Origin of the sequence: Pseudomonas arabinosi, assembly GCF_047758675.1 — a bacterium.
GTDB lineage: Bacteria > Pseudomonadota > Gammaproteobacteria > Pseudomonadales > Pseudomonadaceae > Aquipseudomonas > Aquipseudomonas arabinosi.
This window is the reverse complement of the sequence record NZ_CP180480.1, coordinates 4,233,292-4,258,157: the sequence shown is the minus strand read 5'-3', so window position 1 is coordinate 4,258,157 and position 24,866 is coordinate 4,233,292. Positions and strand designations below refer to the sequence as shown.

Genomic DNA, 24,866 nt, shown 5'->3' with positions numbered 1-24,866 from the left:
CGAAGTGTATTAGCTCTCGCCGTCAAAGGCTCGTTGCAGTGCAGCGATGTCGAGTTTTTTCATTTGCAACATCGCCGTCATGGCGCGTTGGGATTTTGCCGTGTCAGGGTCTTTCATCATGTCCATCAGGGCCACCGGTACGATCTGCCAGGACACACCGAATTTGTCCTTGAGCCAGCCGCATTGCTGGGCTTCAACCGGACCGCCCGCGGACAGGCGCCCCCAGAAGTGGTCGACTTCTTCCTGAGTATGGCAATTGACCTGAAATGAAACCGCTTCATTGAACGTGAAGACGGGGCCGCCGTTGAGGCCGGTAAAACTCTGCCCGTCCAGTTCGAAACTGACCGTCATCACCGAGCCATCGGGCCTGCCGTGGATCTCCTGACCAGCCTTGCCGTAGTGGGTGGTGGCGCTGATTTTCGAATGATCGAAGATCGCACAGTAGAACTTCGCGGCCTCCTCGGCCTGATTGTCGAACCACAGGCAGGGCGTGAGTTTTTGTACGCGGTGCATGGTGTAGCTCCTCTACGGATTTCTCAGGCTGGACTTTCAGCGTAGTCAGCCTCGGGTCGTCTGGCCGTACCGTAGATCGACAAGTTGAAAGTGTTTCCTGGGTCGACGGAATCAACAATGTCGGCCCGACCCGATAGCCGCTAGACTTGCCGACCTGGTTTGCCGCAAGGACGCTCTGCATCATGGTTATTCCTCGTTTATTGGCTGTTTCCTGCCTGCTGGCTGCCGCTGCCGTAAGCGCCGAGCCGCTGACGTATCACCTCACGGACCCTGCGCAGAAATACGTCATCGACGTGCTATTTGCGCAGCCGCCCACCCAGACTTTCGACGGCGCTCCCGCGCTGATTACGTTGCGCGAAAGGGCCGGCGGGCAGGTGCTGCAGCGCATCGAGTCAGCCGAAGCGTTCGCGCTGTTCAAGCCAGGCCGCAAAGCTTCGGAGTTCGACCGCAACCTGGCGTATGCCGATCAGAGTCTGCTGTTGTTCGGCGATTTCAATTTCGACGAGCAGCAAGATCTTGCCGTACGCAATGGCAATGACGCGGGCTATGGCGGTCCCTCCTACGACGTCTATCTGTTCGATCCCGAGAGCCCGACGCTCGTGTTGAGCACGTCCTTTTCCGCACTGACCCGTGACGCAAACCTGGGCATGTTCGACATCGACCCGGTCACCAAGCGCCTGCATACCCAGTCCAAAAGCGGTTGCTGCTGGCGCCAGGGCGCGACCTGGCAAATACAGGACAACCGCCCTGTGAAGGTGGCCGAGAAAACAGAGGTGGTGCAGAAACCGTCGGAAGCCAACCCGTTCATGCCTTCTGGCTATGTGGACGTTACCGATCGTGAACTGAAATCCGGCCAATGGACGGAGCGTCGTCGTCTCGAGGGTCCCATCGGTGAAGCGCCCGTGATGTTGCGCGGCACCCTCGATGACAAGATCCCCGTTGAGCTGTGGTGGCAACGTCAGGGTGATGTCTATGTTGGCGAAGTTCGCTACAGCAAGACCGGCAGCGGTAAACCGATCCGGCTGGTGGGCAATACCTACGAAGATGGTGGAATCGTTCTGCGTGAACTGGACGACGACGGTCAGATGATCGGCAACTGGTTCGTCGAAGGCACGCCGAACGAACAGGGCAGCCAGACCGGCACGTGGATCAACGGCTCTCGTCAATTAAGCATCAATGTGCGGCCGACCGCGTTCAAAGTTGCCGCGCAAAAGCTTGAGCGGGTAGCAGACAGCCAGCGAGAAGGGCGCTACCTCGTTAGCAATTTCCAGGATCGGCGTGTCGGCGAGTTGACCCTCAAAGTATTGCCGGGGATCGACAACGGCCCCGAGATGGCGGACATCAACCTGAGCATTTTTCAGCTCAAGGATCCGCCAGTTGAAGTCCATCATCAGTACCCATTGCTCGCCGGCAACCTTGTCATTGCACTGGACCCCGAGGGCGATCCGCTGTTTCGCCTGCAGTTGCTCAATGGCGCCGCTGAAGTGACCGGTTTTGGTGAGTATCAGAAGTACAGCGCGGCTTATGTGAAACAACCTTGATGTAGTCGTAATGACTTTTTGTAGGGTCGATATGACTACTTTTGAAGTAGTCATATCGACTTGTATGAATTCAAAGCATTGATCTTTATAGGTTTTTAATCTGGCACGAGACTTGATACATCCTACGTACAACTGATTCTGATTCAGGAGTACGGAAAAATGTTTGAGTTCTTCAGCAATCCTCAGAACGTTCTGCACCTGTCGAGCCGGGTCCTCGGTGCCGGTCTCGCGCTGCTGGTGGCGGGTATCTACGGCGCTTATCTCTACGACGGTCATTTGCCGATCGTGGTGCTGGTGTCGATGCATGCGATGACCATCATCGGGCCGACCTTGCTCAAAATTGGCTACGTGATGCGTCTTCTGGCGCAGCATCGGCTGGGCAAAGGTCTGGTCGGTGCCGTGGCCTGAAGCCGACGGTTCAGCTGCGTCCCAGGCCTCCTTTTTCAGCGATCCACCGGGTGGCCAAATCAATAAAGGCCCGCAGTTTCGGCTGTGTCTGGGTACGGCTGGGAAAGTACAGGTATAACGCCGAGCTGAGTGGCACAAAGGGTTGCAACACCCGCTCCAGGCGTCCATCCGCCAACTCGTCGGCAATCTCCAGATCGCAGGCATAGGCCAGGCCCGAACCGCTGCGAGCGGCCGCGACCAACAACCGGCGGTCATTGACGATCACGCCGCCCTCGACGCCCACGGTAAAGTCCCGAGTCTCGCGGCGAAACTCCCAGCGATGCGCGTTGCCTGAAGTCGAGAAGCGAAAGCCGATGCATTGATGTCGGGTCAGGTCTTCCGGGATGGCCGGTTTGCCAGCCTTGGCGAAGTACGCCGGAGAGCCCACCACCGACCATTGCAGGTCAGGTGTCAGGCGCACCGCGATCATGTCTTTTTCAATCGACTCTCCCAGACGAATCCCGGCATCGAAGCCGCCGGCCATCAGGTCGACCGTGGCATCGTCCAGGGAAATATCGAGAGTGATTTGCGGGTAGGCCTCGCGGAACAGCGGAATCAGCGGCTCCATCAATAAAGACCCGGACAATCGTGGGGCCGTGAGTCTCAGTGTGCCCATGGGCTGGTCGCGGAAACCGCTGAGCACCGCCAGCGCTTCATCGATTTCACTGGCCGCCGGACGCAAGCGGGCAAACAGGCTGGCGCCGGCTTCGGTCAGTGCCACTCGACGCGTGGTGCGCTGAAACAGCAGCACGCCGGTGCGGCGTTCCAGCAGTTTGATCGCATGGCTGACGGCGGTGGGCGTAACGGCTAGCCGAGTCGCGGCCAGGGTGAAACTTTTGTGCTCGGCAACGGCGAGAAACTCGGTCAAACCATCAAACGGGTCGTGATTCATAGCGGCGCCATTATGAAAGAGCGTTTCATAGTGCTTGTAACACGAGGGCATTTTTCCGACCAATGTTCCTGCGTACCTTGTGCTTACCCCAACGGCCTACAAGGATTCGCGATCATGACCACCTCCCAAAACTTCAAACGTGTCTGGCTGATCACCGGTGCTTCTCGCGGTATTGGCGCCAAGATCGCTGCCGCCGCGCTGGCCAATGGCGACGCCGTGGTTGCCACCGCCCGTGACGCCAGCAGCATCACCCAGCGTTTTGGCGAGCAGCCAGGTTTGCTGGCCGCCACCCTTGATGTGACCAACGAAGCCCAGGGCGTCGCGGTTGCCAAGTCTGCCATCGACCACTTCGGACGCATCGACGTGCTGGTCAACAACGCCGGTTTCGGCGTGCTCGGCGCGGTGGAAGAAGCCAGCGCCGATGAAGTGCGCCGCGTGTACGAAACCAACGTCTTCGGCTTGCTGAATGTCACTCGCGCTGTCTTGCCGCACATGCGCGCCGCTCGTCGTGGACATGTGATCAATCTCTCATCGGTGGGCGGTTACAGGTCGGGGCCGGGTTTCGGCGTCTATTGCTCGACCAAATTTGCCGTCGAAGGCTTGAGCGAGGCGCTGCACGCCGAGCTGGCACCGCTGGGCATCAACGTGACCATTGTCGAGCCCGGTTATTTCCGTACCGAGTTCCTCGAAGGCAATTCGCTGGTTGAATCCCCGGCTTCGATTGCCGACTACGACAGCACAGCGGGTGAGGTGCGCAAAATTGCCAAGGCCGTGACCCTGAATCAGCCTGGCGATCCGGACAAGCTCGCCCAGGCCATGATTACCCTGGTGGAAGCGCAAAAAGCCCCGCTGCGCTTACCGCTGGGCAGTGACTGTGTCGCGGCGATCGAAGCCAAGAACGCCTTCGTTGCTGATGAGTTGCAGACGTGGCGTCAGCTGTCGATGTCCACCGACTTCTAAGCCCCCAACCGCTCTATGTAGCAGCCTCACGGGCTCGGCAGCTGCTACACAGAGCGAGTTACTTCAGTCATTTTTGTGTGACCGGTGGTCGATGAACCCGTCTCGCCCGGTAATTTGCGCTTAGCTGAAGGGATACCCGAGGTTCCCGAGAGCCCGCCGACCCTGTAGGAGCCGAGCTTGCTCGCGATGGCGTCAGGTCTGACACACCGCGTTATCGTTCATCGCGACCAAGCTCGGCTCCTACAAGGGCCTAACGAGAGCCCCTTCAGAACACCGTGAGTCTGAGGACATTCGCAATGCTGACCCTCAACATCAATGGCAAGGACCAGGCGCTGGATGTCCCCGCGGACATGCCGCTCCTGTGGGTCCTGCGCGATGTCGCGCACCTGACCGGCACCAAATTCGGTTGCGGCATGGCCCAGTGTGGCGCCTGCACCGTGCACGTCGACGGCGCGCCGCTGCGCTCTTGCATCACGCCCGCCACCGCGGTGGCCCACGGGCAAAAAATCCTCACCATCGAAGGCCTGTCCACCGACGGTTCGCACCCCGTGCAGCAAGCCTGGGCCGAACTCGACGTGGTGCAGTGCGGTTACTGCCAGTCCGGGCAGATCATGTCGGCCGCTGCGTTGCTGGCGAAAATTCCCAAGCCCACCGACAGCGACATCGATCAGGCGCTGTCCGGCAACATCTGCCGCTGCGGCACCTACCCAAGGATCCGCGCAGCGGTCAAACGCGCCGCCGAGATCGGTTGATGCCACGTTGACGGGAGTCTGAACAATGAACAGCCTCAAACCTCTGTCACGTCGCGGTTTCCTCAAGGGCAGCGCGGTGCTGGGCGGTGGTCTGGTGGTGGCGTTTGTCATCCCCGGTGGTCATCGCTTTGCCATGGGCGCCGAGAATCAAGGCAATGTTTTCGCGCCCAATGCGTTTTTACGGATCGGCAATGACAACAGCGTCACGATGCTGCTCGGCCATTCGGAAATGGGCCAGGGAATCTGGACCGGCCTCACCATGTTGATCGCCGAAGAACTGGACGCCGACTGGTCGAAGATCCGTGTCGAACATGCACCGGCTTCGGCCGCCGAGTATGGCCTGGCAGGATTTGGCGGGATGCAAATTACCGGTGGTTCGACGTCGACCTGGATGGAGTTCGACCGTTACCGGCAGGCCGGTGCAGCGGCGCGCTTGATGTTGATCGACGCGGCGGCCAAACGCTTCAACGTCGCGCCCTCCGGGATTCGCACCGAATCGGGTGTAGTGATTGCCGGCGACCAACGCGCCACCTACGGCGAGCTGGCCGATGACGCCGGCAAGCTGCCAGTGCCGGATCCGGCGTCGATCAAGCTCAAGGAGTCCAAGGACTGGAAAATCATTGGCAAACCGACCAAGCGCCTGGACACACCGGAGAAAATCACCGGCCGTGCCAAGTTCGGCATGGACGTGCAGTTCGACGGGTTGATGACCGCCATGGTCGCGCGCTCGCCGGTGTTCGGTGGCAGCGTCAAATCCTTCGAAGGCGCCGAAGCGCTGGCGATCCCGGGCGTGCACAAAGTGGTGCAGGTGCCCACCGGGGTGGCGGTGATTGCCGATCATTACTGGGCGGCGAAGCTGGGGCGCGATGCGTTGAAGGTCGAATGGGACCTGGGGCCGAACACTGGGCTCGACAGTCAGCAACTGCTGGAAAGCTTCCGCAAACTCGCCGCCACCCCTGGCGCTTCGGCCAGTCAGGCCGGTGATGTCGCGGCGGGTCTGGGTAAAGCGGTGAAGACCATCGATGTCGAATACAGCGTGCCGTACCTGGCCCACGCGCCGATGGAACCGCTCAATTGCACGGTGAAGATCACCCAGGACAAATGCGAAATCTGGACCGGCACCCAGTTCCAGACCCTGGATCAAATGGTCGCCGGGAAAATCACCGGGCTCAAACCCGAGCAGGTGGAGATTCATACCGAGTTTCTCGGCGGTGGTTTCGGTCGCCGGGCCAATCCGACCTCGGACTTTGTCGCAGAAGCCGTGGAAGTCGCCAAGGCAGCGGGTGCACCGGTGAAAACCGTCTGGTCCCGGGAGGACGACATTCGCGGCGGCTACTACCGCTCCGCGTTCCTCCATCAGGCCCGCATCGGCCTCGATGCCGGCGGCCTGCCGATCGCCTGGAAGCATGTCATGGTCGGGCAGTCGATCATGGCAGGCACGTCATTCGAGGCGACCATGGTCAAGAATGGCATCGACAAGACCTCTGTCGAAGGGGTTGCCGACAGTCCGTACCTTGAGGGGTTGGCGAATCACCAGGTTGATCTGCATTCGCCGCAAACCGGCATCCTCGTGCTCTGGCTGCGTTCGGTGGGGCACACCCACACCGCGTTCGTGATGGAGTCGCTGATCGACGAACTGGCAGAGGCGGCCGGCAAGGATCCGGTCGAGTACCGACGAACCTTGCTCAAGGATCATCCACGGCATCTCGGCGTGCTGAACCTGGCCGTCGAGAAAGCCAACTGGAAGGCGCCACTGCCGGACGGCCATGCGTTGGGTGTCGCGGTGCATGAGTCTTTCGGCAGTTATGTTGCCCAGGTGGCCGAGGTGTCCCAGGACAACCTGGCGATCCGCGTGCATCGGGTGGTGTGTGCGGTGGATTGCGGCATTGCGGTCAACCCGATGAGCATCGCGGCGCAAATGGAATCGGCCATCACCTTCGGCCTCGGATTTACCTTGCACAGCAAACTGACCTTCAAGAACGGGCAGGTGGTGCAGTCCAATTACCATGATTATCAAGTGCTGCGGCTCAACGAAATGCCGGTGGTGGAAGTGCATATCGTGCCCAGCAGCGACAAACCCGGCGGCATCGGCGAGGCCGGTGTGCCGCCCACGGCGCCGGCGGTGGCCAACGCGGTGTTCGCCCTGACCGGGCAGCGCTTGCGGGAACTGCCGCTGCAACTGTCGGGGGTGTGAGATGAGACGACATCTGATTCTTGGCGCGGTGGTATTGATCGGCCTGGTCGGTTACGCCGAGGACCTGTTTGCTGACGATAAGGAAGCGATCAAGGCGTTCGATACCGTACAAAAGGTCTTTCAGAGCCCGCGCTGCCAGAACTGCCATATTCCCGGCGATTCGCCGTTGCAATTCGACGCCGGGATTCCTCACGCCATGAACGTCGTGCGGGGCATGGACGGCAAGGGCGCGGCGGGTTTGCCCTGCGCTACCTGCCACGCCGAGCGTAATCCGCCGGCCAGTTACGGGGCTCACGCACCGCCGGGGGCGCCGCACTGGAGCCTACCGCCCGCCGCGCACAAAATGGCCTGGATCGGTCTGCCGGCCGACCAGTTGTGCGCAATGATCAAGGACCGTTCCAGCAACGGTGACCGCGATTTCGCCGCGCTGATCAAGCATGTCAGCGATGACAAATTGGTGCTTTGGGGCTGGAATCCGGGGCAGGGAAGGGCGCCGGTCCCGGTGCCGCACGACATTTTCGTCACCCAGTTCAAACGCTGGGCTGACGCGGGAGGGCCATGTCCGGTCGTGGGTAGTTGACCGGCGGTCCGTTAACAGGGAGTCAAACCGGGTATGGACGACTCTAAGAAATATACCCGCCAATGGAGTGAGTAATGCTGATCCCAGGCAAACCGGTAAAACCAGGCGCATGCGCCGACCCGTTGCGCACGCCACTGCAGGAGCGAGAGCTGCTGCGTGACCTGGCCCGCAAGGCCGAGGAGGAGCTGATGGGCGTGCAGATGGCGAGCATGGACGAGTTGACGCTGCTCTCCAACCGACACGGTTTTACAGCGCTGGCCCAACAAGGGCTGGATGTCTGCCAACAGCTGAAAAAGCCAGCGACGCTGCTGCTCTTCAACATTGATGACTTCAAGCACATCAACTATCTCTATGGTCGTGCCGAGGGCGACAACGCCCTGAAAACCTTCGCTGATGTGCTGCGAATTGCCTTTCGCGAGAGCGACGTGATCGGCCGGTTGGGCAGCGACAAATTCGTCGCGTTGCTGACCGGCTCAAGCGTTGTGGAAATACCCGCGATCAGGGCGCGACTCGAAGAAATACTCGAAGAGCGCAATGCCACGGTGCATCGTGGGTATGACATCCGCTTCAGCATCGGACAACTCGAGTGCAACCCTCAGCTTCCCGGCTCGATCGAGGAGCTGCTGGCACAAGCCGACGTATTCACTTGGCAAACAATTGACCTACTTCCTTGAATGCCTTGAACTCAAGCGCGTTGCCGCACGGATCGAAGAGAAACATCGTCGATTGCTCACCTACCAACCCCAGAAAGCGAATGCCCGGTTCGATCACGAATCGGGTATCGAGGGCTTTTAGGCGTTCGGCCAGAGCCTCCCATTCGTTCATCCCCAACACCACACCAAAATGCGGCACTGGCACGTCATGACCGTCGACAGCATTGGTGTGCGCGGCTTCTTGAGAGGCGTTTTTCGGCGCCTGGTGAATGACCAACTGATGGCCGAAAAAATTGAAATCGACCCAATGATCGCTTGAACGACCTTCTTCCAGGCCGAACACTTCGCCATAAAAATTGCGCGCGGCCGTCAGGTCGTAGACCGGGATGGCCAAGTGAAAAGGGGAGAGTTGCATCGGAGGTGCCTCGGCTGTGTGGATTCAGATTGAGTTTAGCCCTGTGCTTTTTGATTAAAAGACGATAATTTTTGCATCGAGCTCAAATTATTTCGATTAATCGAGAACGCCATGCTACGGGAACTGAAAACCTTCATCGCCGTGACGCGCTACGGCACATTTGCCGCGGCCGGGATGCACATCGGCCTGACCCAGTCGGCCGTCAGCGCACAGATTCGCAATCTGGAACAGGCGCTGGGGATTCGTTTGTTCGACCGCACCGGACGTCAGGCCCTGCTCAATGCGGCAGGTCAGCGGGCGTTGCCGATGGCCAGGGAAATGCTGGAGACCTTCAGCCGCATGGCGGTCAGCGATGATGTGAGCGAGTATCGCGGTGAGTTGAAAATAGGCGCGGTGGCCACGGCCCAGACCGGACTGCTGCCCCAGGCGTTGCTACGACTGAGGCAACAGGCGCCGTTGCTGGAACCGAAACTGGTGCCCGGCGTGTCGCTGAACCTGTTGAGCCAGGTGGACACCGGTGAGGTGGATCTGGCGATCCTGATCAAGCCGCCGTTCGAATTGCCCAAGGAACTGTCAGCGCAGGTCATCCGCAAGGAGCCTTTTGTATTGATCGTGCCAGCGGACCTTGAAGGCGATGAGCCGTTGCAGATACTCGCGAGCCATCCGCATGTGCGTTACGACCGCAATTCGTTTGGCGGAAGATTGGTGACGCGGTTTTTGCGTGAGCAGCAGATTGATGTGCAGGTGGCTTTGGAGCTGGATGAGCTGGAAGCCATCGTGAAGATGGTTGAATGCGGGTTAGGCGTGTCGCTACTACCCGAGGCGGGGCTCTGGCTCGAGTACGGGGCGAAGGTCCGGATCATTCCGTTGGGGGAGTTGACGTTCTATCGGGAGATCGTCCTGTTGCAGCGCTATAGCCAGCGCACACAGCCGATCCAGCAGCTGTTTTCCAGCTGCCTGACACACATTTCCGGCTAAACACCAAACACCTGTGGGAGCGAGCTTGCTCGCGATAGCGGACTGACATTCAAAATGGATGTCGACTGACACTCCGCCATCGCGAGCAAGCTCGCTCCCACAGGGGTTTTACATCAGACCTCAAATCGCAGGCATAAAAAATCCCGCCTCAAGAGGCGGGTTTTTTAGTGTTTTGGCTGCCTGCTTCCCTGACGGTCGGCGGGGATACTGAATTGGCTTCCAAAGATACTGGAACTGTCATTTTTCACAGGTGCTGCGACAGTCTGCTTAGAGCGATAGTGACTCGCGCGCGTGCGCTTTTCACTTCCAGCTTTAAAGGAAGCTTTCAAACTTTGAACGGACTAAAAGTATGAACATTGAAAGCAAATCTGTTCCTCAAGATAAGCCGGGTGAACTGGATCCTGCTTTTGGAGTTGGCGGTGTGGTTAACGCTCCAAGCGGTTCAGGATCAATCAGATGCATCGTGGAGGATGTTCAGGGGGCGATTGTGTATGCCGTCTGGGTATCTAACGAATGTTGGTTGTACCGCGTTTTTTCCGATGGCGCGCCGGATCATCAGTTTGGGCTGGGCGGTGTAACCAAGTGGGCTTTCGCCCCCGGGATGGTATCAGCGCCTGTCCAACTGATACGTCAGCCGGACGGCAAGTTTTTGCTGATCGGAGCCGTCAGGGCAGTAGACGATGTTGAAAAGCCACGTGTCGCCATTGCTCGGTTTAATACTAATGGCAGTCCAGATTTGATCTTTGGAAACAGAATTCTTCCTTTTCCGACAACGGGCAAGTTTTATACCCTGTTTCCCACGGATGGATGTTTGCAGGCCGACGGCAAAATCCTGATAGCCGCCCCTTACACAATGCTGGACAGCAACGACAACATAGTCTACGAGGCAACGGTACTCCATCGTCTTCAGGACAATGGCGAAGCGGACCTTGAGTTCGGTGGAGGGCGCGGATTTATCGACGTACGATTGAATGGCCAGGATACAAAAGGTGAAAGCGTGGCGATCATGAGTGGTGAAAGAATTCTTCTGGGAGGAACAGTTCAGCGAATAGATAGCGACGGAATACATCGAAAACAATCTATTGCTCGATTTTTGCCAAACGGTGCTCTTGATCCGGCATTTGGTACATCTGGGTATTGGGAAGCGGAAGGCGATAACGTAATGGGCAAATTGATTGTCCATGAGGATCTGATCATTTGTGTTGGATATGAGGGGCCAAAGTCGTTTTTGGCTTGTTTATCCAGACTGACGCCCAACGGCTCATTTGATCCGACGTTCAACAACGGCAGTAGATTGCTGGTCGATATTAAGGCTGATGTGCCTGGCTTGCATGTCACTTGCACTTCGGTCGCACTACAGTCAGATGGAAAAATTGTCGCAGCCGGACACGCAGGTCGTAATGCGCAGTCTTATTGGTTACGCGTTGGGAGTCGTGGTGAGCTTGACCCTGTCTTCGGGGATCATGGGGTTTTTATCTATGAACCGTCTAAACACATGGGTGGTTTGATCGTGCAAGGAGATAGTCAGCGGATAGTCACCGGCATCGATTCGGCTACCGCACCCAAACCAAAAATGCTCGGGATATTGAGCTAAAGGCTGTTTACACAGTGGCATCTACCAATAAAAAACCCGCCTCAGGAGGCGGGTTTTTTAGTTGGCTGACCGAAGATTACTCTTCGAGGCTGCCCATGGCCGTGGTGTTGAAGCCACCGTCCACGTACATGATTTCGCCGCTGATACCGGACGCCAAGTCCGAGCACAGGAAGGCGCCGGCGTTGCCGACTTCGTCGATGGTGACGTTACGACGCAGCGGGGTTTGCGCTTCGTTGGCGGCCAGCATCTTGCGGAAGTTCTTGATGCCGGAAGCAGCGAGGGTGCGGATCGGGCCAGCCGATACGCAGTTGACGCGGGTGCCGTCCGGGCCCAGGGAGCCGGCCAGGTAACGAACGCCAGCTTCCAGGGAAGCCTTGGCCATGCCCATCACGTTGTAGTTCGGCATGGTGCGCTCGGCGCCCAGGTACGACAGGGTCAGCAGGCTGCCGTTGCGGCCTTTCATCATTTCGCGGCCGGCTTTGGCCAGGGCCACGAAGCTGTAGGCGCTGATGTCGTGAGCGATGCGGAAACCTTCACGGGTGGTGGCTTCGGTGAAGTCGCCATCCAGTTGGTCGCCCGGGGCGAAGCCGACGGAGTGCACGATGCAATCCAGGCCGTCCCACTTCTTGCCCAGCTCAACGAAGACCTTGGCGATTTCTTCATCGCTGGCCACGTCGCACGGGAAGCACAGGTCAGGGTTGGAACCCCAGCTTTGTGCGAACTCTTCGACACGACCCTTGAGTTTGTCGTTCTGATAAGTGAAGGCAAGCTCAGCGCCCTCGCGATGCATGGCGGCAGCGATGCCGGATGCGATGGACAGCTTGCTGGCGACACCGACGATCAGTACGCGCTTACCGGCGAGAAAACCCATGTGTTGCTCCTCTCTTTCAGGTTATTGCGCAGTGGCTGGGGCCAGGAAAGCGGCTTCCAGCAACTGCTGTGTATACGGATGTTTGGGGGCCGCAAAAATACTTTGCGCGTCTCCCTGTTCGACCACTTGGCCTTGCTTGACCACCATCAGCTGGTGGCTCAGCGCTTTGACGACAGCCAGGTCATGGCTGATAAACAGATACGTCAGGTTGTACTTGGTTTGCAGTGAACGCAAAAGCTCCACCACTTGGCGTTGCACTGTCCGGTCGAGGGCCGATGTCGGCTCGTCCAGCAGAATCAACGCCGGTTTTAGCACTAATGCCCGGGCAATGGCGATTCTCTGCCGTTGCCCGCCGGAAAATTCGTGGGGGTAGCGGTGCCGGGTTTCCGGGTCCAGACCTACCTCCTTGAGTGCCGCAATAATCGCCAGTTCCTGTTCCGCCTCGGTGCCCATCTTGTGGATCCGCAGGCCTTCGCCGACGATCTGACTCACGCACATCCGTGGGCTCAGGCTGCCGAACGGGTCCTGAAACACCACCTGCATCTGCCGACGCAGCGGTCGAACCTGTTGCTGCGTCAGGCAGTCTAGCTGCTTGCCTTCAAAACGGATGGCACCTTTGCTGCCGATCAGCCGCAAAATCGCCAGACCCAGTGTCGACTTGCCCGAACCGCTTTCTCCCACAATCCCCAGGGTCTGGCCCTGAGGCAGGCTGAAATTGATTCCGTCCACCGCTTTGATGTGGTCGACGGTCTTTTTCAGAAAGCCTTTCTTGATCGGGAACCAGACTTTCAGGTCCTCGACTTGCAGCAGCGGCGGGCCAATTACATTGGTCGCCGGCTTGCCGCTGGGCTCCGCTGCCAGCAGTTCCCGAGTGTACGGATGCTGCGGTGCGCGGAACAACTCTTCGCACGATGCCTGTTCGACGATGCATCCGCGCTGCATGACACATACGCGATGCGCAATTCTTCGCACAAGGTTCAAATCGTGGCTGATCAGTAGCAACGCCATGCCCAATCGGGCCTGTAATTCCTTGAGCAATTCGAGGATTTTCAGCTGAACGGTTACGTCCAGCGCGGTGGTTGGTTCGTCGGCGATCAGCAGTTCCGGCTCGTTGGCCAGGGCCATGGCAATCATCACCCGCTGCCGTTGGCCACCGGACAATTCGTGGGGCAGGGCCTTGAGGCGCTTCTCGGGCTCCGGGATGCCGACCATTTCCAGCAGCTCCAGCGTGCGCTTGGTCGCGACTTTGCCGATCAGGCCTTTGTGGGTGCTCAACACCTCGTTTATCTGCTTCTCGATCGAGTGCAGCGGATTGAGCGAGGTCATCGGCTCCTGGAAGATCATCGCGATCCGATTGCCGCGGATGTGGCGGATGGTTTTCTCTTTCAGGCTCAGCAGGTTCTGCCCGGAGTACTCGATGGTCCCGGACGGATGCCGGGCGAGCGGGTAGGGCAGCAGCCGCAGGATCGAGTGGGCGGTCACCGATTTGCCGGAACCACTTTCACCCACCAGCGCCAGGGTTTCCCCGCGCTTGATATCGAAGCTCACGCCTTCGACCACCCGCTGAACGCGCTCGCCGACGACAAATTCGACGGCCAGGTCGCGCACTTCGATCAGATTGTCCTGATTCATTTCACTTCCTCGGGTCGAAGGCATCGCGAGCGGACTCGCCGATGAACACCAGCAAACTCAACATCAACGCCAGCACAGCAAACGCGCTCATGCCGAGCCAAGGCGCTTGCAGGTTGGATTTGCCCTGGGCCACCAGCTCACCCAGCGACGGCGCGCCAGGCGGCAAACCGAAGCCGAGGAAATCCAGGGCGGTCAGGGTGCCGATGGCGCCAGTCAGGATGAACGGCATGAAGGTCATGGTCGAGACCATGGCGTTGGGCAAAATGTGGCGGAACATGATCGCACCATTCTGCATTCCCAACGCCCGCGCGGCGCGCACGTATTCCAGATTACGCCCTCGCAGGAATTCTGCGCGAACCACGTCCACCAGGCTCATCCACGAGAACAGCAGCATGATCCCCAGCAACCACCAGAAGTTCGGCTGGACGAAACTGGCGAGAATGATCAGCAGGTACAGCACCGGCAGCCCGGACCAGATCTCCAGAAAACGCTGCCCGGCCAAATCTACCCAGCCGCCGTAGAAACCCTGCAAGGCCCCGGCAATCACGCCGATGATCGAGCTGAGAATGGTCAGCGTCAGGGCGAACAATACCGAAATCCGGAAGCCATAAATCACCCGCGCCAGCACATCGCGACCCTGATCGTCAGTGCCCAGCAGGTTGTCGGTGGAGGGTGGCGCCGGGGCCGGGACTTTCAGGTCGTAGTTGATGCTCTGGTAGCTGTAGGGAATCGGCGCCCACAGGACCCAGGCGTCTTTTTCCTTGAGCAGTTCACGGATGTACGGGCTCTTGTAGTTGGCTTCCAGCGGGAATTCGCCGCCGAAGGTGGTTTCCGGGTAACGCTTGAGCGCCGGGAAGTACCAGCCGTTGTCGTAGTGCACCACCAGCGGTTTGTCGTTGGCGATCAGCTCGGCGCCGAGGCTTGCGCCGAACAAAATCAGAAACAGCCACAGCGACCACCAGCCACGTTTATTGGCCTTGAACAGTTCGAAACGTCGGCGATTGAGAGGGGACAGGTTCATCTCAATGCTCCCGGCTTTCGAAGTCGATGCGCGGATCGACAAAGGTGTATGTAAGATCGCCGATGAGTTTTACCACCAGGCCGAGCAAGGTAAAGATGAACAGCGTGCCAAAAACCACTGGGTAATCGCGGTTGATCGCCGCCTCAAAACTCATCAGCCCGAGGCCGTCGAGGGAGAAGATCACTTCCACCAGCAACGAGCCGGTGAAGAAAATGCCGATAAACGCCGACGGGAACCCGGCGATCACCAGCAGCATGGCGTTGCGGAACACATGGCCGTAGAGCACGCGGTGATGGGTCAGGCCCTTGGCCTTGGCGGTGACCACGTACTGTTTGTTGATTTCGTCGAGGAAGCTGTTCTTGGTCAGCAGCGTCATGGTCGCGAAGTTGCCGATCACCAGCGCCGTCACCGGCAGTGCCAGGTGCCAGAAGTAATCGAGTACCTTGCCGCCCATGCTCAACTCGTCGAAGTTGTTGGAGGTCAGCCCTCTGAGCGGGAACCAGTCGAAATAGCTGCCGCCGGCGAACACCACGATCAGCAGGATGGCGAACAGGAACGCCGGGATCGCATAGCCGACGATGATCGCCGAACTGGTCCAGACGTCGAAGTGGCTGCCGTGTCGCGTCGCCTTGGCGATCCCCAGCGGGATAGACACCAGGTACATGATCAGCGTGCTCCACAGCCCGAGGGAGATCGACACCGGCATCTTTTCCTTGATCAGGTCGATGACCTTGGCGTCGCGGAAGAAGCTGTCGCCGAAATCCAGGGTGGCGTAGTTCTTGATCATGATCCACAAGCGTTCCGGCGCCGATTTATCGAAGCCGTACATGTGCTCGATTTCCTTGACCAGTGCCGGGTCCAGGCCCTGGGCGCCGCGATAGGCGGAGCCCGCCACCGAGACTTCGGCACCGCCGCCGGCAATGCGGCTGGTGGCGCCTTCGAAACCTTCGAGCTTGGCGATCATCTGCTCCACCGGCCCGCCGGGGGCGGCCTGGATGATCACGAAGTTGATCAGCAAAATGCCGAGCAATGTCGGGATGATCAGCAGCAGTCGCCGAAAAATATACGCCAGCATCTGATTACTCCGTGCCCGCAGGGTCGGCTTGCAGTTTGGTTTCGACTTCTACCGCTGGTTTGGCGTCGGGCTTGACCCACCAGGTGTTAATGCCGATGTCGTACTTGGGTGAGATTTTCGGGTGGCCGATGTGGTTCCAGTACGCCACGCGCCAAGTCTTGATGTGCCAGTTGGGGATCACGTAATAACCCCATTGCAGCACGCGGTCCAGTGCGCGGGCATGGGCCACCAGGCTTTTGCGCGAATCGGCGTTGATCAGTTGCTCGACCAACTGGTCCACTACCGGGTCTTTCAGGCCCATGGAATTACGGCTGCCGGGTTTGTCGGCGGCGTCAGACATCCAGAACTCGCGTTGTTCGTTGCCCGGTGAATTGGACTGGGGGAAGCTGCCGACGATCATGTCGAAGTCCCGTGAACGTACGCGGTTGATGTACTGCGAGACGTCGACCCGGCGGATCACCAGGTCGATGCCCAAGTCGCTCAGGTTGCGCTTGAACGGCAGCAGCACCCGCTCGAATTCGGTCTGGGCCAACAGGAACTCGATGGTCACCGGTTTGCCTTTGGCGTCGACCATCTTGTCATCGACGATCCGCCAGCCCGCCTCTTGCAGCAGTTGATAGGCTTTGCGCTGCTGGGCGCGGATCATCCCGCTGGCGTCGGTCACCGGGTTCTGGAACGCCTCGCTGAACACCTGCTCGGGAATCTTGCCGCGAAACGGGTCGAGGATCGCCAGTTGATCGGCGTCCGGCAGGCCGCTGGCCGCCATTTCCGAATTTTCGAAATAACTGCGGGTGCGCGCGTAAGCGCCGTTGAACAGTTGCTTGTTGGTCCATTCAAAGTCCAGCAACAGGGTCAGGGCCTGGCGCACGCGCACGTCCTGGAACACCGGGCGGCGCAGGTTGAAGACAAAGCCTTGCATGCCGGTGGGGTTGCCGTTGGGGATCTGTTCCTTGATCAACCGGCCCTCGGTGACGGCCGGAATGTTGTAGGCGTTGGCCCAGTTCTTGGCTGCCATTTCGAGCCAGTAATCGAACTGCCCGGCCTTGAGCGCTTCCAGGGCCACGGTGTTGTCGCGGTAGTAGTCGGTGGTCATCACGTCGAAGTTGTAGAACCCGCGGTTCGCCGGGAGGTCCTTGGCCCAGTAATCCTTGACCCGCTCATAACGCACTGAGCGCCCGGCCTTCACTTCGCTGACTTTGTACGGGCCGCTACCCAACGGTATTTCCAGGTTGCCCTTGGTGAAATCGCGCGTCGCCCACCAATGCTTGGGCAATACCGGCAACTGGCCGAGGATCAGCGGCAACTCACGGTTGTTGTTGTGTTTGAACTTGAACAACACCGTCAGCGGATCTTCAGCGACCACTTCCTCGACATCGCTGTAGTAACCGCGGAACAGCGGCGCGCCGTCCTTGATCAAGGTCTGGAAACTGAACACCACGTCCTCGGCGCGCATCGGATGCCCGTCGTGGAAGCGCGCTTCGGGGCGCAGGTAGAAACGCACCCAGCTATTGTCCGGGGCCTTTTCGATCTTGCCCGCGACCAGGCCGTACTCGGTGAACGGTTCATCCAGGCCCTGTTTGGCCAGGGTGTCGTAGATCATGCTGATGTCGTCGGCCGCGACACCCTTGTTGATGAAGGGGTTGAGGCTGTCAAAGCCGCCGAAACCGGCCTGACGGAAGATCCCGCCCTTGGGCGCGGCCGGGTTCACGTAATCGAAATGTTTGAAATCGGCCGGGTATTTCGGCGGCTCGTTGTACAGGGTCAGGGCATGTTGCGGGGCGGCACAGGCCAGCCCGGCGAACAACAGACCGCTGGCCTGCAAGAGCAGGGTGCGTACGGGTTTCATCGATCTTTCTCCGAAGATTTCAGCCACCACGCGCTCAGGCCCAACGTGTAGGGCGGCGTGGTGACGAAGGCGAACCGGTTGCGGTAGGCCAGGCGGTGATAATTGAGGTACCAGTTGGGAATGATGTAGTGCTGCCACAGCAACACCCGATCCAGGGCCTTGCCGGCGGCGACCTGTTCATCGCGGGTCTGGGCGGCGAGCAATTGTTCGAGTAAATGGTCGACCACCGGATTGGCAATACCGGCGTAGTTTTTGCTGCCCTTGACCCCGACCTGGCTGGAATGGAAGTACTGCCATTGTTCCAGGCCCGGACTGAGCGTCTGGTTGAGGGTCATCAGGATCATGTCGAAATCGAACTGATCGAGGCGTTGTTTGTACTGGGCGCGATCGACCGTGCGCAGCCGAGCGTCGATGCCGATGCTGGCGAGGTTCTCGACGTAAGGCTGAAGGATGCGCTCCAGGTTCGGGTTGACCAGCAGGATCTCCAAACGCAACGGTTGGCCGATGGTGTTCTGTAGCCGTTGACCGTTGAGCTTCCAGCCGGCCTCGGCGAGTAGTTCCAGGGCCTTGCGCATGGTTTCCCGCGGAATGCCGCGGCCTTCGGTCTGCGGCAGGCTGAACGGCTCGGTGAGCAGCTTGGCGGGCAACTGATCGCGATAGGGCTTGAGCAACAGCCATTCGTGACCGACCGGAAGCCCGGTGGCGGAGAACTCGCTGTTGGGGTAGTAACTCATGGCGCGCTTGTAGGCGCCGCTGAACAGCGTGCGGTTGGTCCACTCGAAGTCGAACATCAGCCCCAGCGCTTCGCGGACCTTGGCCTCGGTGAAGGATGCCCGCCGGGTGTTCATGAACAGGCCCTGGCTCTGAGTCGGGATCTGGTGCGCGATTTGCGCCTTGATCACATCTCCACGGCGCACGGCCGGGAAGTTGTATCCGTTGGCCCAGTTCTTTGCCTGGTGCTCTATGTAGATGTCGAACTCACCGGCCTTGAACGCTTCGAAGGCCACGTCGCTGTCGCGGTAGAACTCGACTTCCATGCGATCGAAGTTGTATTTGCCGCGATTGACCGGCAAGTCCTTGCCCCAGTAATCCTTGACCCGTTCGAAAATGATTCTTCGTCCTGGCTCTACCGACGTAATGCGATACGGCCCGCTGCCCAGTGGCGGTTCGAAGGTGGTGGCCTTGAAGTCACGACCCTTCCAGTAATGCTGAGGCAGCACCGGCAATTCGCCCAGGCGCAGGATCAGCAACGGATTGCCGGCGCGCTTGAAGACGAAACGAATGCGCTGCGGGCTGAGGATGTCGACCCGCGACACTTCCTGAAGGTTGGTGCGGTATTGCGGATGGCCTTCCTTGAGCAACAAGCGGTAGGAGAACGCCACGTCATAGGCGGTAATCGGCGTGCCATCGTGGAAACGCGCTTCGGGGCGCAGATTGAACACCACCCAGCTGCGGTCCTCGCTGTACTCCACCGATTGGGCGATCAGGCCATAACTGGAGGTCGGTTCATCGCCGGACGGCGCGTACTGGCCGGTGCCGACCATCAACGGTTCGTTGAGCTCGTTGATGCCGTACTGCAGGAAATTCGGCGTGGAAACCGGGCTTGAACCCTTGAACGTGTAGGGATTGAGCGTATCGAAGGTGCCAAACGCCATCACCCGCAACGTACCGCCCTTGGGCGCTTGCGGGTTAACCCAGTCGAAGTGGGTAAATCTGGCCGGGTACTTGAGCGTGCCGAACTGCGCATAACCATGGCTTTCGCTGATCGTCGCGCTTGCGGGGGAGCTCAAGGCCAGGCTGATCAGGAGCAGGAGGAGGGGACGCTTCAAGTCAGGGATCCGATCCAGGCGGCTTGGGCTTTGTGGCCCGTACAGTAACAGCTTGTATCGACAGGAAAAAGACAGGACTTAATGCGGGGTTAATTGCTGGCGCGATGGGCCGATAGGGCGCAGAAACTGTGGTAGCGAGCTTGCTCGCGATAGCGGACTGACAGGCAACTGCGTGTTGAATGTAAAACTGCTATCGTCGGAACGCCGCCCGGAGCAAGCTCGCACCCACAAGGATTTCGGTGTATTGGGGTAAGTGTCCTCGCCACAAAAACCTCAAACACGCAGGCAAAAAAAGCCCCTGAAATCAGGGGCTCATTTTAGCGTGGCGAAGCCACCGTCAGCATCTGACCTGGCTTCAGCGCCTGGCCAACACGTGGGTTCCAGCGCTTGAGGTGCTGCATTTCAACGTTGAAACGCTTGGCTACCATGTACAGCGAATCGCCTTGCTTGACCTTGTATTGGGTCTGCGACTTCTGTTTGTCAGCTTTACTGTTGGCTTTGCTGTTCGCGGCTACGACAGTGTTGACGCGTCCGGAAGAGCGCTTCGTGGTGTCCTGCATGACCAGTGTCTGGCCGACCTTGAGGTTTTTGCCGGTCAGCTTGTTCCAGCGCTGCAGGTCCTTGATGTCGACCTTGTTGGCCTTGGCGATGGTGCCGAGGTTGTCGCCGCGTTTAACGCGGTAAGCGCGCTTGAGACTGGCGAGTTCGGAGTCGTCCGAGCCTTCGAATACCGGCTTGAGCGGCTTCTTGCTGATCAACTCTTCAGGACGCATGGTCGACAGGCTGGCGGTCAGCAGCTGCGCCTTGGACGTTGGCACCAGCAAATGCTGGGGGCCATCGATGGTGGTGCGCTGCTTGAAGGCCGGGTTGAGCTGAAACAGTTCGTCTTCGTCGATGTTCGCCACCGCGGCAACCTTGGACAGGTCCATGCGCTGGTTGATTTCGACGACCTGGAAGTACGGTTCGTTGGCGATCGGGTTCAAGTTCGCGCCGTAGGCTTCAGGTGCCAGCACCACTTGCGACAGGGCCAGCAGCTTTGGCACGTAGGCCTGGGTCTCGGCCGGCAGCGGCAGGTTCCAGTAATCGGTCGGCAAGCCGAGCTTTTCGTTACGCTCGATGGCCCGGCTGACCGTGCCTTCGCCGGCGTTATAGGCCGCCAGGGCCAGCAGCCAGTCGCCGTTGAACATGTCATGCAGGCGGGTCAGGTAATCCATGGCCGCGGTGGTCGAGGCGGTGATATCGCGACGGCCATCATAGAAACGGGTTTGACGCAGGTTGAAGTAACGCCCGGTGGAAGGGATGAATTGCCACAAACCAACCGCGTTGGCCCGGGAATAGGCCATCGGGTTGTAGGCGCTTTCAATAACTGGCAGCAGCGCCAGTTCCAGCGGCATGTTGCGTTCTTCAAGGCGTTCGACGATGTAGTGAATGTAGAGGCTGCCGCGTTCGCCGGCGTTTTCGAGGAAGGACGGGTTGCTGGCGAACCACAGGCGCTGTTGCTCGATGCGCGGGTTGACACCCACGTTGTCCTGCAATTGGAAGCCCTGGCGCATGCGCTCCCAGACGTCTTGCGGAATTTGCGGAGTCGGTTTTTCGCTGAGCCAGATAGGTTTCTGCTTGGCCCGGGCGGCGATATTCGGAGTGTGTGTCGCGTCGGTCTGCGGCACATGGCTTGAACAGCCCGCCAGAGAGGCGGACACAGCCACCGCAATGGCTTGAGCCAAGCGGGTCAATGCGTCTGAATTGATGGCTTTACGTATAGATGACGACATTGGCTGGAAGTAAGTTCCGGGCAAAAATGTCGGGCGATTCTAGAAAGCGTACCCCCTGCGGTCAACCATTCAGAATTTTTGTACCAACGTGATGGCTACTTAGAACTTATCTTTCCAAGCACGCAGAGCAGCAAAAACCGCACTCGGAGCCCGGTTTTGGGTTCCATTCCGTTCGTCCACTTTTTCTTTAACGGATGTTTCGTCGACACGCAAAAACGGGTTGGTCAGCTTTTCAAGCGCCAGAGTAGAGGGCAGCGTCATGATTCCGGCTTCACGTTGTGCGGTGACTTTTTCCAGACGTGCGGCGGTGTCCGGATTGCCCGGTTCGACCGCTGCGGCAAACTTCAGGTTGCTCAGGGTGTATTCGTGAGTGCAGTAGACCAGCGTATCTTCAGGCAGCGCGGCGAGGCGCGTCAGTGAGGTATGCATTTGCTCCGGTGTGCCTTCGAACAAGCGTCCGCAGCCGGCAGCGAACAGGGTGTCACCGCAGAACAGCAAACCGTGATGGTAATAAGCGATATGCCCCAAGGTGTGGCCGGGGACGGCAAAGACATCGAAGTCCCAGCCCAGCACGCTGACGCGGTCGTTGTCCTTGAGGGCCACGTCCCGCAGCGGGATGGTTTCGCTGGCTGGACCGTAGACTGTCGCGTCCGTCGCTTTTTTCAGCTGCTCGACGCCGCCGACGTGGTCATGATGATGGTGAGTGATCAAAATATCACTCAACACCCAACCCGGATGCGCTGCGAGCCAGGCCTGCACTGGCGCGGCATCGCCCGGATCGACCACGGCGCAGCGCTGGGTGTTGTGGTCTTGTAACAACCAGATGTAGTTGTCGGTGAAGGCGGGCAGGGCACTGATCTGTATCATCGTCGGATTCGCCAAGCGGAAAACAATGGCGCATCTTAGAACTTCCTGGCGCGTTGGAGAATGCAATGACCGATAAAGCGTTCGCTCAGGCTGATCCTGAATGGCTGACATTGATCAGCGCGGCCCGTGAATGGCTGTCCGGCCCCATCGGGCAATTTCTGCTGGACGAAGAACGTCGCATGCTCGAAGACGAGTTGGGACGGTTCTTCGGTGGCTACCTGGTGCATTACGGTCCGTCGGCCCAGACGCCGCCGTCGGCACCGCAAGTCCAGCGCAATGTGCGGCTCGGCGCGCCGTTGCCGGGTGTCGAGATCGTCTGCGAAGAGCAGGCGTGGCCTTTGAGCGAGCATGCCGCGGATGTGGTGGTGTTGCAGCATGGGCTGGATTTCTGCCTGTCGCCCCACGGTTTACTGCGCGAAGCGGCGAGCAGCGTGCGGCCCGGCGGGCATCTGCTGATCGTCGGGATCAACCCCTGGAGCACCTGGGGTTTGCGTCACGTTTTTGCTCACGACGCCTTGCGCAAGGCTCGCTGCATCTCCCCCTCGCGAGTCGGTGACTGGCTGAACCTGCTGGGTTTCGCGCTGGAGAAACGCCGCTTCGGATGCTATCGTCCGCCGCTTGCGTCACCCGCCTGGCAGGCTCGTCTGGCCGGTTGGGAGCGCAAGGCCGGTGACTGGCAACTGTCGGGTGGCGGCTTCTATTTGTTGGTTGCGCGCAAGATCGTGGTGGGCCTGCGGCCCGTCCGTCAGGAGCGACGCGAACCGATGGGCAAGCTGATTCCATTGCCGATGGCCAAGGTCAATCGTCGCCGCATCGATCCGTAAGACATTTTTTATTTTCCCGGCCGGGTTTGCCCCGGCCTCGGGCATCGTCGATCACCGATCGGCGAGCCACCGCATTTTCTGGATAGATTGGCATGAGCGATAGCGATAGCGTAGAACTCTTCACCGACGGCGCCTGCAAAGGCAATCCTGGTCCTGGCGGCTGGGGCGCTTTGCTGGTGTGCAAGGGCATTGAAAAAGAACTGTGGGGCGGCGAAGCCAACACCACCAACAACCGTATGGAGCTGATGGGCGCGATCCGTGGCCTTGAAGAACTCAAGCGTTCCTGTGACGTGCTGCTGGTCACCGACTCGCAGTACGTGATGAAAGGCATCAACGAGTGGATGGACAACTGGAAGAAGCGCGGCTGGAAAACCGCCGCGAAAGAACCGGTGAAAAACGCTGATCTGTGGAAGTTGCTGGATGAGCAGGTCAATCGCCACAACGTCACCTGGAAATGGGTGCGTGGCCACATCGGTCACCATGGCAACGAACGCGCCGACCAATTGGCCAACCGTGGCGTGGATGAAGTGCGCGGGTACAAACAGGCCTGATTCAGTTTCTGCCAATACACCGCGTCGCGGCCATCGCGAGCAAGCTCGCTCCAACATTTGATCTTCGTTGAGCACAAATTCTGTGAGCCCCCGAATTCAAAGTGGGAGCGAGCCTGCTCGCGATGGGTGCAACACGGTGTATCTGAAAGACCCCAGCGGGCGTGTTAACATCGCCGCTTTTGCACGAATGACCCGTTGAGAGCTGAGCACTGATGGCCACCAGATCCGTTGTACTCGATACCGAAACCACCGGCATGCCGGTGACCGACGGCCACCGGATTATCGAAATCGGTTGTGTCGAGTTGATCGGTCGGCGCCTGACGGGCCGGCATTTCCACGTTTACCTGCAGCCGGACCGCGAGAGTGATGAAGGCGCCATTGGCGTCCACGGCATCACCAACGAATTTTTGGTCGGCAAGCCGCGCTTCACTGAAGTGGCCGATGAATTCTTTGAATTCATCAAGGGTGCGCAGCTGATCATCCATAACGCGGCGTTCGACGTTGGCTTCATCAACAACGAATTCGCCCTGATGGGCCAGCACGATCGTGCGGACATCACGCAGCACTGCTCGATCCTCGACACCCTGATGATGGCCCGGGAACGTCACCCGGGGCAGCGCAACAGCCTCGATGCCTTGTGCAAACGCTATGGCGTCGACAACTCCGGTCGTGAACTGCACGGCGCCTTGCTCGACTCCGAGATCCTCGCCGACGTTTACCTGACCATGACCGGCGGCCAGACCAGCCTGTCGCTGGCCGGTAATGCTTCCGACGGCAACGGTTCCGGGGAAGGTGCGGACAATTCCGCCACCGAGATCCGTCGTCTGCCGGCCGACCGTCAGCCGACGCGGATTATCCGTGCCAGCGAAGATGACCTGGCCCAACACGTGGCACGCCTGGAAACCATCGCCAAATCCGCCGGCGCCCCATCGCTCTGGCAGCAACTGGCCGAGGCCAAGGCTCAAGCCTGATTTTCTCGCGACACAATGGTGCGCCCGACGACCTCCTTCGGGGCGCCGCACTCGCCACATGCGCTCGAACCCTCTACCCTGAGGTGAT

At 59.2% G+C, this 24,866-nt stretch carries 23 protein-coding genes; 12 read left to right on the top strand and 11 right to left on the bottom strand.

The genetic code is table 11. The features are described 5' to 3' along the window. Positions 1 to 9: 9 nt before the first annotated feature. Positions 10 to 513: a VOC family protein gene (locus ACMXYJ_RS19725; protein ID WP_415756529.1), complete on the bottom strand. Its 504-nt coding sequence runs from the start codon at positions 511 to 513 to the stop codon at positions 10 to 12. 182 nt (positions 514 to 695) lie between these two features. Here ACMXYJ_RS19725 and ACMXYJ_RS19720 point away from each other — a divergent pair, with 182 nt between their 5' ends. Both ACMXYJ_RS19720 and ACMXYJ_RS19715 read left to right on the top strand, forming a co-directional pair. Continuing rightward, complete coding sequence (locus tag ACMXYJ_RS19720) at positions 696 to 2,054, top strand: XAC2610-related protein (protein WP_415756528.1); 1,359 nt, start codon at positions 696 to 698, stop codon at positions 2,052 to 2,054. A gap of 159 nt (positions 2,055 to 2,213) precedes the next feature. After that, positions 2,214 to 2,462: a transmembrane sensor/regulator PpyR gene (locus ACMXYJ_RS19715; protein WP_415756527.1), complete on the top strand. Its 249-nt coding sequence runs from the start codon at positions 2,214 to 2,216 to the stop codon at positions 2,460 to 2,462. Between the two features lie 10 nt (positions 2,463 to 2,472). Here the strand turns inward: ACMXYJ_RS19715 and ACMXYJ_RS19710 are convergent, their stop codons facing one another. Next, on the bottom strand, positions 2,473 to 3,393 hold the full coding sequence (locus ACMXYJ_RS19710) for a LysR family transcriptional regulator (RefSeq protein ID WP_415756526.1): 921 nt from the start codon (positions 3,391 to 3,393) through the stop codon (positions 2,473 to 2,475). 114 nt (positions 3,394 to 3,507) lie between these two features. Between ACMXYJ_RS19710 and ACMXYJ_RS19705 the strand changes: the two genes are divergently transcribed. From ACMXYJ_RS19705 to ACMXYJ_RS19685, 5 genes are all read left to right on the top strand, one after another. Then, complete coding sequence (locus tag ACMXYJ_RS19705) at positions 3,508 to 4,353, top strand: oxidoreductase (RefSeq protein ID WP_415756525.1); 846 nt, start codon at positions 3,508 to 3,510, stop codon at positions 4,351 to 4,353. Positions 4,354 to 4,649: 296 nt separating this feature from the next. Beyond that, positions 4,650 to 5,105 (top strand): (2Fe-2S)-binding protein, encoded by a 456-nt coding sequence (locus ACMXYJ_RS19700; RefSeq protein ID WP_054615082.1) that lies wholly within the window; start codon positions 4,650 to 4,652, stop codon positions 5,103 to 5,105. 25 nt (positions 5,106 to 5,130) lie between these two features. Next, positions 5,131 to 7,299 carry a xanthine dehydrogenase family protein molybdopterin-binding subunit gene (locus ACMXYJ_RS19695; protein WP_415756524.1) on the top strand — a complete coding sequence of 723 codons (2,169 nt, stop codon included), beginning with the start codon at positions 5,131 to 5,133 and terminating at the stop codon, positions 7,297 to 7,299. Between the two features lies 1 nt (position 7,300). Beyond that, positions 7,301 to 7,879 carry a hypothetical protein gene (locus ACMXYJ_RS19690; RefSeq protein WP_415756523.1) on the top strand — a complete coding sequence of 193 codons (579 nt, stop codon included), beginning with the start codon at positions 7,301 to 7,303 and terminating at the stop codon, positions 7,877 to 7,879. Positions 7,880 to 7,953: 74 nt separating this feature from the next. Then, entirely contained in the window at positions 7,954 to 8,553 is a 600-nt protein-coding gene (locus tag ACMXYJ_RS19685; protein ID WP_415756522.1) for a GGDEF domain-containing protein, read from the top strand. Here the strand turns inward: ACMXYJ_RS19685 and ACMXYJ_RS19680 are convergent. Continuing rightward, positions 8,522 to 8,947: a VOC family protein gene (locus ACMXYJ_RS19680; protein WP_415756521.1), complete on the bottom strand. Its 426-nt coding sequence runs from the start codon at positions 8,945 to 8,947 to the stop codon at positions 8,522 to 8,524. The two genes, ACMXYJ_RS19685 and ACMXYJ_RS19680, sit on opposite strands and share 32 nt — an antisense overlap. Positions 8,948 to 9,058: 111 nt before the next feature. Here ACMXYJ_RS19680 and ACMXYJ_RS19675 point away from each other — a divergent pair, with 111 nt between their 5' ends. Together ACMXYJ_RS19675 and ACMXYJ_RS19670 are read left to right on the top strand one after the other, a co-directional pair. After that, on the top strand, positions 9,059 to 9,925 hold the full coding sequence (locus tag ACMXYJ_RS19675; protein ID WP_415756520.1) for a LysR family transcriptional regulator: 867 nt from the start codon (positions 9,059 to 9,061) through the stop codon (positions 9,923 to 9,925). A 349-nt stretch (positions 9,926 to 10,274) separates the two neighbouring features. Next, entirely contained in the window at positions 10,275 to 11,519 is a 1,245-nt protein-coding gene (locus ACMXYJ_RS19670; RefSeq protein WP_415756519.1) for a hypothetical protein, read from the top strand. A 76-nt stretch (positions 11,520 to 11,595) separates the two neighbouring features. On the opposite strand, the gene fabI is transcribed toward ACMXYJ_RS19670, so the two are convergent. The 8 genes from fabI to gloB all read right to left on the bottom strand — a co-directional run bounded on the left by fabI (position 11,596) and on the right by gloB (position 22,432). Beyond that, positions 11,596 to 12,390, bottom strand: coding sequence for an enoyl-ACP reductase FabI (gene fabI / locus ACMXYJ_RS19665; RefSeq protein WP_008152082.1), 795 nt, complete (start codon positions 12,388 to 12,390; stop codon positions 11,596 to 11,598). A gap of 21 nt (positions 12,391 to 12,411) precedes the next feature. Next, positions 12,412 to 14,022: an ABC transporter ATP-binding protein gene (locus ACMXYJ_RS19660; protein ID WP_223430832.1), complete on the bottom strand. Its 1,611-nt coding sequence runs from the start codon at positions 14,020 to 14,022 to the stop codon at positions 12,412 to 12,414. 1 nt (position 14,023) lies between these two features. After that, positions 14,024 to 15,043: an ABC transporter permease gene (locus ACMXYJ_RS19655; RefSeq protein ID WP_415756518.1), complete on the bottom strand. Its 1,020-nt coding sequence runs from the start codon at positions 15,041 to 15,043 to the stop codon at positions 14,024 to 14,026. A gap of 1 nt (position 15,044) precedes the next feature. Then, a complete protein-coding gene (locus ACMXYJ_RS19650; protein WP_415756517.1) occupies positions 15,045 to 16,118 on the bottom strand; it encodes a microcin C ABC transporter permease YejB in 1,074 nt (357 codons plus the stop codon). Between the two features lie 4 nt (positions 16,119 to 16,122). Next, positions 16,123 to 17,964, bottom strand: coding sequence for an extracellular solute-binding protein (locus ACMXYJ_RS19645; RefSeq protein ID WP_415756516.1), 1,842 nt, complete (start codon positions 17,962 to 17,964; stop codon positions 16,123 to 16,125). After that, positions 17,961 to 19,793, bottom strand: a complete 1,833-nt coding sequence (locus ACMXYJ_RS19640) for an extracellular solute-binding protein (RefSeq protein WP_415756515.1) — start codon at positions 19,791 to 19,793, stop codon at positions 17,961 to 17,963. Before ACMXYJ_RS19640 ends, ACMXYJ_RS19645 begins: the two co-directional genes overlap by 4 nt. 317 nt (positions 19,794 to 20,110) lie before the next feature. Then, a complete protein-coding gene (locus tag ACMXYJ_RS19635) occupies positions 20,111 to 21,565 on the bottom strand; it encodes a transglycosylase SLT domain-containing protein (protein ID WP_415756514.1) in 1,455 nt (484 codons plus the stop codon). Positions 21,566 to 21,664: 99 nt separating this feature from the next. Beyond that, on the bottom strand, positions 21,665 to 22,432 hold the full coding sequence (gene gloB / locus ACMXYJ_RS19630) for a hydroxyacylglutathione hydrolase (protein WP_415760766.1): 768 nt from the start codon (positions 22,430 to 22,432) through the stop codon (positions 21,665 to 21,667). A 65-nt stretch (positions 22,433 to 22,497) separates the two neighbouring features. On the opposite strand from gloB, the gene ACMXYJ_RS19625 reads away from it, so the two are divergent. The 3 genes from ACMXYJ_RS19625 (at position 22,498) to dnaQ (ending at position 24,778) form a co-directional block, all read left to right on the top strand. Beyond that, entirely contained in the window at positions 22,498 to 23,256 is a 759-nt protein-coding gene (locus ACMXYJ_RS19625) for a methyltransferase domain-containing protein (RefSeq protein WP_008152097.1), read from the top strand. A gap of 92 nt (positions 23,257 to 23,348) precedes the next feature. Then, positions 23,349 to 23,807 (top strand): ribonuclease HI, encoded by a 459-nt coding sequence (rnhA, locus tag ACMXYJ_RS19620; protein ID WP_415756513.1) that lies wholly within the window; start codon positions 23,349 to 23,351, stop codon positions 23,805 to 23,807. Positions 23,808 to 24,019: 212 nt separating this feature from the next. Next, on the top strand, positions 24,020 to 24,778 hold the full coding sequence (gene dnaQ / locus ACMXYJ_RS19615) for a DNA polymerase III subunit epsilon (protein WP_033054619.1): 759 nt from the start codon (positions 24,020 to 24,022) through the stop codon (positions 24,776 to 24,778). Positions 24,779 to 24,866: the final 88 nt, after the last annotated feature.

Bases quoted from the DNA above. Each gene is read 5' to 3' on its own strand.
- ACMXYJ_RS19690 (WP_415756523.1), top strand. From the start codon at position 7,301: ATGAGACGACATCTGATTCTTGGCGCGGTGGTATTGATCGGCCTGGTC.
- gloB (WP_415760766.1), bottom strand. From the start codon at position 22,432: ATGATACAGATCAGTGCCCTGCCCGCCTTCACCGACAACTACATCTGG.
- rnhA (WP_415756513.1), top strand. From the start codon at position 23,349: ATGAGCGATAGCGATAGCGTAGAACTCTTCACCGACGGCGCCTGCAAA.
- ACMXYJ_RS19625 (WP_008152097.1), top strand. From the start codon at position 22,498: ATGACCGATAAAGCGTTCGCTCAGGCTGATCCTGAATGGCTGACATTG.
- ACMXYJ_RS19705 (WP_415756525.1), top strand. From the start codon at position 3,508: ATGACCACCTCCCAAAACTTCAAACGTGTCTGGCTGATCACCGGTGCT.
- ACMXYJ_RS19715 (WP_415756527.1), top strand. From the start codon at position 2,214: ATGTTTGAGTTCTTCAGCAATCCTCAGAACGTTCTGCACCTGTCGAGC.
- ACMXYJ_RS19720 (WP_415756528.1), top strand. From the start codon at position 696: ATGGTTATTCCTCGTTTATTGGCTGTTTCCTGCCTGCTGGCTGCCGCT.
- ACMXYJ_RS19660 (WP_223430832.1), bottom strand. From the start codon at position 14,022: ATGAATCAGGACAATCTGATCGAAGTGCGCGACCTGGCCGTCGAATTT.
- ACMXYJ_RS19710 (WP_415756526.1), bottom strand. From the start codon at position 3,393: ATGAATCACGACCCGTTTGATGGTTTGACCGAGTTTCTCGCCGTTGCC.
- ACMXYJ_RS19725 (WP_415756529.1), bottom strand. From the start codon at position 513: ATGCACCGCGTACAAAAACTCACGCCCTGCCTGTGGTTCGACAATCAG.
- ACMXYJ_RS19655 (WP_415756518.1), bottom strand. From the start codon at position 15,043: ATGAACCTGTCCCCTCTCAATCGCCGACGTTTCGAACTGTTCAAGGCC.
- ACMXYJ_RS19695 (WP_415756524.1), top strand. From the start codon at position 5,131: ATGAACAGCCTCAAACCTCTGTCACGTCGCGGTTTCCTCAAGGGCAGC.
- ACMXYJ_RS19675 (WP_415756520.1), top strand. From the start codon at position 9,059: ATGCTACGGGAACTGAAAACCTTCATCGCCGTGACGCGCTACGGCACA.
- ACMXYJ_RS19650 (WP_415756517.1), bottom strand. From the start codon at position 16,118: ATGCTGGCGTATATTTTTCGGCGACTGCTGCTGATCATCCCGACATTG.
- ACMXYJ_RS19685 (WP_415756522.1), top strand. From the start codon at position 7,954: ATGCTGATCCCAGGCAAACCGGTAAAACCAGGCGCATGCGCCGACCCG.
- ACMXYJ_RS19670 (WP_415756519.1), top strand. From the start codon at position 10,275: ATGAACATTGAAAGCAAATCTGTTCCTCAAGATAAGCCGGGTGAACTG.
- ACMXYJ_RS19680 (WP_415756521.1), bottom strand. From the start codon at position 8,947: ATGCAACTCTCCCCTTTTCACTTGGCCATCCCGGTCTACGACCTGACG.
- ACMXYJ_RS19645 (WP_415756516.1), bottom strand. From the start codon at position 17,964: ATGAAACCCGTACGCACCCTGCTCTTGCAGGCCAGCGGTCTGTTGTTC.
- dnaQ (WP_033054619.1), top strand. From the start codon at position 24,020: ATGGCCACCAGATCCGTTGTACTCGATACCGAAACCACCGGCATGCCG.
- ACMXYJ_RS19635 (WP_415756514.1), bottom strand. From the start codon at position 21,565: ATGTCGTCATCTATACGTAAAGCCATCAATTCAGACGCATTGACCCGC.
- fabI (WP_008152082.1), bottom strand. From the start codon at position 12,390: ATGGGTTTTCTCGCCGGTAAGCGCGTACTGATCGTCGGTGTCGCCAGC.
- ACMXYJ_RS19700 (WP_054615082.1), top strand. From the start codon at position 4,650: ATGCTGACCCTCAACATCAATGGCAAGGACCAGGCGCTGGATGTCCCC.